This is a genomic window from Crenalkalicoccus roseus (assembly GCF_004761865.1).
Taxonomy (GTDB): Bacteria; Pseudomonadota; Alphaproteobacteria; order Acetobacterales; family Acetobacteraceae; genus Crenalkalicoccus; species Crenalkalicoccus roseus.
Genome location: NZ_SJDM01000028.1, coordinates 32,998 through 39,434 on the forward strand (window position 1 = coordinate 32,998; position 6,437 = coordinate 39,434).

8 protein-coding genes are annotated in these 6,437 nt (G+C 75.8%); 3 read left to right on the forward strand and 5 right to left on the reverse strand.

Annotated elements, in window-relative coordinates; translation table 11 throughout:
- Positions 1-24 precede the first annotated feature (24 nt).
- A complete protein-coding gene (locus ET526_RS15410) occupies positions 25-828 on the reverse strand; it encodes an SDR family NAD(P)-dependent oxidoreductase (RefSeq protein ID WP_135468583.1) in 804 nt (267 codons plus the stop codon).
- Positions 829-869: 41 nt separating this feature from the next.
- On the opposite strand from ET526_RS15410, the gene ET526_RS15415 reads away from it, so the two are divergent.
- Positions 870-1,769 (forward strand): YicC/YloC family endoribonuclease, encoded by a 900-nt coding sequence (locus ET526_RS15415; protein WP_240048424.1) that lies wholly within the window; start codon positions 870-872, stop codon positions 1,767-1,769.
- Positions 1,766-2,404, forward strand: a complete 639-nt coding sequence (gene gmk / locus ET526_RS15420; protein WP_135468584.1) for a guanylate kinase — start codon at positions 1,766-1,768, stop codon at positions 2,402-2,404. The genes ET526_RS15415 and gmk overlap by 4 nt, the downstream gene beginning before the upstream one ends.
- A 235-nt stretch (positions 2,405-2,639) precedes the next feature.
- Here gmk and ET526_RS15425 read toward each other — a convergent pair whose 3' ends face one another.
- From ET526_RS15425 to ET526_RS15440, 4 genes are all read right to left on the reverse strand, one after another.
- Complete coding sequence (locus ET526_RS15425) at positions 2,640-2,882, reverse strand: YMGG-like glycine zipper-containing protein (RefSeq protein ID WP_135468585.1); 243 nt, start codon at positions 2,880-2,882, stop codon at positions 2,640-2,642.
- Positions 2,883-2,972: 90 nt separating this feature from the next.
- Positions 2,973-3,713, reverse strand: coding sequence for an ABC transporter ATP-binding protein (locus ET526_RS15430; RefSeq protein WP_135468586.1), 741 nt, complete (start codon positions 3,711-3,713; stop codon positions 2,973-2,975).
- A gap of 4 nt (positions 3,714-3,717) precedes the next feature.
- Positions 3,718-4,569, reverse strand: a complete 852-nt coding sequence (locus ET526_RS15435; protein ID WP_135468587.1) for an ABC transporter permease — start codon at positions 4,567-4,569, stop codon at positions 3,718-3,720.
- A 53-nt stretch (positions 4,570-4,622) separates the two neighbouring features.
- On the reverse strand, positions 4,623-5,159 hold the full coding sequence (locus ET526_RS15440; protein ID WP_240048425.1) for a glycine zipper 2TM domain-containing protein: 537 nt from the start codon (positions 5,157-5,159) through the stop codon (positions 4,623-4,625).
- A gap of 293 nt (positions 5,160-5,452) precedes the next feature.
- On the opposite strand from ET526_RS15440, the gene ET526_RS15445 reads away from it, so the two are divergent.
- On the forward strand, positions 5,453-6,437 hold a 985-nt coding region (locus ET526_RS15445; RefSeq protein ID WP_135468588.1), incomplete at its 3' end, for a lytic transglycosylase domain-containing protein.

Here is a 6,437-nt window from a genome sequence, read left to right on the forward strand (position 1 = left end):
GGGGCGGCGGCGGCCAAGGGCGGGTCAGCCGAGCGCGGGATCGGCGGCCTTGGCGGGCAGGCGGCGGAACAGCATCGCCCGCAGCCCCGGCGGCAGCGCGCCGGCGAGGCGCGCGGCAAGGTAGAGGGGCAGCGGATAGGCCACCCGCACCCGCCCGCGGGCGATGCCGGCGAGGGCGGCGCGGGCGGCCGCCTCCGGGTCCATCAGAAAGGGCATGGGGAAGGCGTTTTGCGCCGTCATCGGCGTGCGGATGTAGCCGGGGCAGACGGCATGAAGGCGGATGCCGCGGGCGCGCTCGGCCGCGTCCAGCGCCTCGGCCCAGCGCTGTACCGCGGCCTTGGAGGCGCAGTAGGCCGGCGCGCCGGGAGCGGCGACGAAGGCGGCGAGGGAGGCGATGACGGCGATCCGCCCGCGCAGCCCGTTCGGGCCGGGCGCCTGCGCCGCCATCGCCGCCAGCGCCGGCAGGGCGGTGTTCAGCACGCCCGTCACGTTGGTCTCGAAGATGGCGCGGGCCTGGGCGGCGGGCTCGGTGGCCCCGCCCGTGCCGCCCGAGACGCCGGCATTGGCGAGGACGAGGTCGAGCCGCCCGGCGCCGCCGATCCATGCCGCCATCGCCGTCGCGTCGCGCACCTCGAGCACCCGCTCCGTCACCGCCGCCCCCGCGGCGCGGCAGGCCTCGGCGGTGGCGGCGAGGCGGGCGGCGTCGCGGCCCGAGAGGTGCAGCACCGCCCCGGGCGCCGCGCAGGCCAGCGCCAGCGCCCGGCCGAAGCCGGAGGAGGCCCCCGTGACCAGCACATGCCGCCAGGGCCAGCCCCGCCCGTCGCTCATGGCTTGCACTCCGCGCTTCCGGGGAGGACAAGGCCCCCCGCATGACCACCCTCAGCAGCATGACCGGCTTCGCCCGCGAGAGCGGCACCCTGCCGGACGGCACCGCCTTCGTCTGGGAGCTGCGCAGCGTCAATGGGCGTGGCCTCGATCTCCGCCTGCGCCTGCCGGCCGGCCTCGACGCGCTGGAGCCGGCGCTGCGCGAGGCGACGGCGCGGCGCCTGCGGCGCGGCAACGTCTCCGCCACCCTGGCGCTGCGGCGGGAGGAGCGGCCGCGCCTCCTGCCCGACCCGGCGGCGCTGGAGCAGGCGCTCCGGCTCGCGCTCGACCTCGCCGCCCGCATCCCCGGCGCCCCGCCGCCACGCCCCGAGGCGCTGCTCGCGCTGCCCGGCGTGCTGCGCGCCGAGGCCGCGGAGCCGGACGAGGCGGCGGAGGAGGCGCGCCGCGCCGCCCTGGCGGAGGCCTATGGGCGGGCGCTCGAGGGGCTGCTCGCCGCCCGGCGCGCCGAGGGGGCGAAGCTCGCCGCCATCGTCGCCGGGCTGCTCGACGAGATCGCGGTGCTGCGCGAGGCCGCCGCGGCCGAGGCTGCCGGCCAGCCGGAGGCGCAGCGCGCCCGCTTCCTGGAACAGCTCGCCGCCCTGCTCGGCGAGAACGGCGCCGCCCGCGTGCCGGAGGAGCGGCTGGCGCAGGAGGTGGCGCTGCTCGCCAGCCGCTCCGACGTGCGGGAGGAGCTGGACCGGCTGGCCGCGCACATCGAGGCGGCGCGGGCGCTGCTCGCGGCCGGCGAGGGGGCGGGGCGGAAGCTCGATTTCCTGGTGCAGGAATTCGTGCGGGAGGCGAACACGCTGTGCAGCAAGTCGGCCTCCGTGCCGCTGACGCGGATCGGCCTCGACCTCAAGGCGGCGATCGAGCGGCTGCGCGAGCAGGCGGCGAACCTCGAATGAGCGGCGCCCAGGGCATGGCGCGACGCGGGCTGTGCCTGGTGCTGGCGGCCCCGCCCGGCGCAGGCAAGACCAGCCTCTCCCGCGCCCTGCTCGGGGTGGAGCCGGAACTCTCCCTCTCCGTCAGCGCCACCACCCGTCCGCCGCGGCCGGGCGAGCAGGAGGGGGTGCACTACTTCTTCCGCAGCCCGGCGGAGTTCGAGGCCATGGTGGCCGCGGGCGCGTTCCTCGAACACGCCCGCTTCCTCGGCCGCGCCTACGGCACGCCGCGCGCGCCGGTGGAGGCGGCGCTGGCCGCCGGGCGGGACGTGCTGTTCGACATCGAGTGGCAGGGCCATCGCCAGCTCAAGGCCAGCCTGCCGGAGGATGTGGTGGGGGTGTTCCTGCTGCCGCCGAGCATGGCGGAGCTGGAACGGCGCCTGCGCGCCCGCGGCCAGGATTCCGAGGCCGAGATCGCCCGCCGTCTTGCCGCCGCGCGCGAGGAGATCGCGCACTGGGACGAGTTCGACCACGTGCTGGTCAACGAGGATTTCGACGCCACCCTGGCCGCGCTGCGCGCCATCCTGCACGCCGCGCGTACCCGCCGTGCCCGCCAGCCCTGGCTGGCGGGCTATGTGGCGGGGCTGCTGGGGCGCTGAAGCCGGTCAGGCCAAGGGGGAGGCGCCGGACGCGCACGCTCCTGGAGCTGCTTCCACTCGGCTGTGGATGCGGAAACAGCTCTGGTTCAAAGGTCGTGGAGCAGATCACGCTTCCGGCTGCTTCCAGCCGTCCGCAATCCGCTCCAAGGCCGCGCGGATCCCGGTGCCCCGGAGCCGCTGCCGCGGTCCGAGGCAACGGCTCCCGCCCCGCGCCTTGCGGCCGGGGCGATCCGCCTCAGCGCCAGACCGGCCGGCCGAGCTGGACGTCGCGCGGGCTGGTCAGGGCGCCGCCCGCGGCGCCGGCGGCGCCGCCGATCAGGGCGCCGGTGGCCGGGCTGCCGCCGGTGAGCGCGCCGATGCCGGCGCCGGCGCCGGCGCCGATCAGGCCGCCCGACACGGCGCGGTCACCGGTGGTGTAGCCGCAGCCGCCGAGCGCCAGGGCCGCCACCGCGAACAGGCTGAGCGTGGTCTTGCGCATGGTTGGGGTCCTCCTGAGTCGCTGGCCCCTTAACACCGTATCTTTCGCCCCGGTTCCGATCAACAGGCCGGGCGCGCAACGGCCGGCCGCTCAGGCGGCGGGGGCCGGCTCCAGCACCTCGGCGACCGGCCCGTCGGCGACGATCCGCCCGGCGTCGAGGCGGATCACCCGCGTGCACCAGGCGCGCACGATCGACATGTCGTGGGTGGCGAGCACCAGGATGTCGGCGTCGGCGACCAGGCGCTCCAGCCGCCGCGTGGCCCGCTCCATGAAGTCGGCGTCGCCGGCGAGGAACCACTCGTCCATCAGCAGCACCTCGGGCGCCATCACCGTGGCCATGGCGAAGGAGAGGCGTATCTGCATCCCGGCGGAATAGGTGCGCACCGGCACGTCCAGGAACTCGCCAAGGCCGGCGAAGCCGCCGACCTCCTCGGCCAGGGCGGCGCTCTGCTGCCGGTCCAGGCCGCGGTAGAGGCCGCGCAGCAGGATGTTCTCCCGCCCCGTGCATTCCTGGTCCATGCCGGCGGCGGGGTCGATCAGCGAGCCGATGGTGCCCTGCACCTCGAGCCGCCCGCCCACCGGCTCGTAGACCCCGGCCAGGGTGCGCAGCAGGGTGGTCTTGCCCGCCCCGTTGTGGCCGACCAGCGCCACCCGCTCCCCCGGCCCGATGGAGAAGGTGAGGTCGCGCAGCGCCGCCACCACCACGCGGTTGGAGGCGTCCTGGCGCAGCCGGAGCGGGGTGTGGGCGAGCAGCCGCTTCTTCAGCGAGCGCGCCCCGAGATGGTAGAGCGGGAACTCGATGGCGAGTCCCTCGGCGCGGATGTGGGGCATCGGCTCAGATCCAGAAGGCGATGCGCCCGCGGAAGCGCACGAAGAAGGCCAGGGCGGCGGCGCAGGCCGCGCCGGTCCAGAGCAGGGCGGAGGCCCAGACCACCGGCGCCGCCCCGCCGGAGAGCAGCGGGCCGCGCACCACCTCCATCAGCACGTAGAAGGGGTTGAGCGGCAGCCAGACCTGCCGCTCGCCCAGCAGCTCGGGCTTCCACAGCACCGGGGAGAGGAAGAAGGCGAGCTGCATCACGCTGGCGACGATCGGGCCGATGTCGCGGAAGCGGGCGCACACCATGCCGAGGAAGATCCCGACCGCGATGGCGTTCACCGCCACCACGACGAGGCCGGGCAGCGCCAGCAGCGCCTCCCAGCCCGGCATGGCGCCGAACAGCAGCAGCACCAGCAAAGCCAGTGGCAGGCTGTGCGCGGCGGTGAGCGCGTTGCGCAGCACCATGCGCAGCACGTGGATGGTGTAGGGCAGCGGCATCTGCCGGATGATGCCCTCGGCGCCGGTGAAGGTGGTGCAGGCGTCGTTCACCGTCTGCGCGATCATGTTCCAGATGATCAGGCTGACGGCGAGCCAAGGCAGGTATTCCGCCAGGCTGAGCTGGAACAGCGAGGAGTAGAGCAGGCCGAGCGCGAACACCATGACGGCGGTGGAGAGCGTCAGCCAGATCGGGCCGAGGACCGAGCCGCGGTAGCGGTTGCGGATGTCGAGCCAGGCGAGCGCCGCGGCCAGCCGCCAGCGCCGGAAGCCGCCGCCGAGATCCTGCAGGGCGCGCTCGAGCCGCCGCGGCTGCGTGGCGTCGCAGACATAGAGCGGCGAGGCGGCCGGGACGGTCGAGGGCGGGGCGAGCATGGGGCGCCTATAGCCCGCCGTCCCGGCCGCGGCCAGCACGGCGGGCGCGGGCCTCAGTAGCGCACGGCGCCGGGCACCATGTGGCCGGCCGGCGGCACGTAGCCGGGCGGCACGTAGCCGCCGGGCGCGACACGGTTCAGGCGCACCCGGTCGCCGAAGGAGACGGCGACCCGCTCGCCGGGCTGCAGGCCGAGCTCGTTGGTCTGCACCACGGTGAAGTCGGGCCCGCCGCCATCGGGGCGGATGGTGAACTCCACCGCCTGGCCCTGGGTGACGCCGCGCTCGACCAGCGTGCCGGCGCCGGCGCCGAGCAGCGCGCCACCCACGCCCGCCAGGGTGCGGGCGCGCCAGTCTCCGCCGATGGTGCTGCCGATCAGCCCGCCGGCGACACCGCCGGTGGCGGCGCCGATCCCGGTCTGGCTGCCCGCGATCTGCACCGGCCGCATGCCGACGATGGTGCCGTAGCGGACCTGCGCCGCCTGGCCGATGCCGGCGGCGGTGTAGGTGGTGTTGGCGGCGGTGGGGGCGCAGGCGGCGAGGCCGAGGGCTGCGACCAGGGCAAGGGCGAGGCCGGGGGGCGGGAGGCGCATGGCTTATCCTTCCGGTAGCAAAGGCACGCGTGATCCTAGCCCAGATGGGCAGCCGGCGGCGACCCGGGAGGGGTGTGGCGCCGCCGCCATGGGCAAGCAGGATCACGGACAAAGGATTGCGAGGGCAAGTCGGTCTTGCCTTGCATCGTCGCCTGCGTGTACCGGTGTCGGTCCCAGGACGAGCCTTCGTCCGCCGGGGGTTCGCGGCGGCCGGTCCGCACCGTGAGGGGACGGTGGGGCCGGCGATGGTGCCATGGGCCCCCGGTCTTCCCAGGCCCGAGGAGCGAAAGGGGATGCCCCAGGGAGACTGGACCAGGCGCGGCGGCGCCCAAGGGGGGGCGCGGCGTGCCGTACGGGGGGTGCGGCCGGTGCTCGCCCTCTCCGTGATCGCCTTGCTCGCCGCCTGCGGCAGCCAGACCACGACGCGGGACTCGGCGCAGCAGGGGGGGCGGATCGCCACCCATGGCGCCTACAACCGCCCCGCCAGCTACGACCCGCCAGGCCCGCCGCACGACCCGTGGGGGCCGTGGATCCGCGAGGCCTCCCGCCGCTTCGACGTGCCGGAGCGGTGGATCCGGGAGGTGATGCGCCAGGAGTCGGGCGGCCGCCCCCATGTCACCAGCCGCGCCGGCGCCATGGGCCTGATGCAGGTCATGCCCGGCACCTACCGCGAGCTGCAGGCGCGCTACGGGCTCGGCGACGACCCGTACCATCCCTATGACAGCATCATGGCCGGCACCGCCTACATCCGCGAGATGTACGAGCTTTACGGCTCGCCGGCCTTCCTTGCCGCCTACAACGCGGGGCCGCGGCGGCTCGAGGACTATCTCTGGTCCAGCCGCGGCCTGCCGGCGGAGACGCGCAACTACGTCGCCCGCATCGGCCCCAACATCCTCGGCCACCACCCGAACCGCCGCGCCAGGCCGGAGGTGTACGCGGCGGCGGAGATCCCGCTGCACATCCCGCCCGGGCCGCGGCGCATGGACGGCGCCACCATGCTCGCGCTGCGCGAGCAGCGCCAGGCGGTGGATCCGGGCATCCAGGTGGCACAGCTTCCGCCCGGCCCGATCGTGCGCATGGACCCGATCCCGGACGGCTCGACCGGCCCGCTGCCGCCGCCGGCGCCCTCCTCCTGGCAGCTCGCCTCGACCGAGACGGTGGTGCGCATGGACCCGATCCCGGACGGCGCGACCGAGGCCGGCGCCGCCCGGCTGGCCGAGGCGGCGGCGCGCCAGCGCGCCGGCGACCCGCCGCCCCCCGCCCCGCCCCCGCGCGCGG

Coding starts and splice junctions, on each gene's coding strand:
- ET526_RS15430 (WP_135468586.1), bottom strand. CDS start 3,713: ATGCCCCACATCCGCGCCGAGGGACTCGCCATCGAGTTCCCGCTCTAC.
- ET526_RS15425 (WP_135468585.1), bottom strand. CDS start 2,882: ATGCGCAAGACCACGCTCAGCCTGTTCGCGGTGGCGGCCCTGGCGCTC.
- ET526_RS15440 (WP_240048425.1), bottom strand. CDS start 5,159: ATGCGCCTCCCGCCCCCCGGCCTCGCCCTTGCCCTGGTCGCAGCCCTC.
- gmk (WP_135468584.1), top strand. CDS start 1,766: ATGAGCGGCGCCCAGGGCATGGCGCGACGCGGGCTGTGCCTGGTGCTG.
- ET526_RS15410 (WP_135468583.1), bottom strand. CDS start 828: ATGAGCGACGGGCGGGGCTGGCCCTGGCGGCATGTGCTGGTCACGGGG.
- ET526_RS15415 (WP_240048424.1), top strand. CDS start 870: ATGACCACCCTCAGCAGCATGACCGGCTTCGCCCGCGAGAGCGGCACC.
- ET526_RS15435 (WP_135468587.1), bottom strand. CDS start 4,569: ATGCTCGCCCCGCCCTCGACCGTCCCGGCCGCCTCGCCGCTCTATGTC.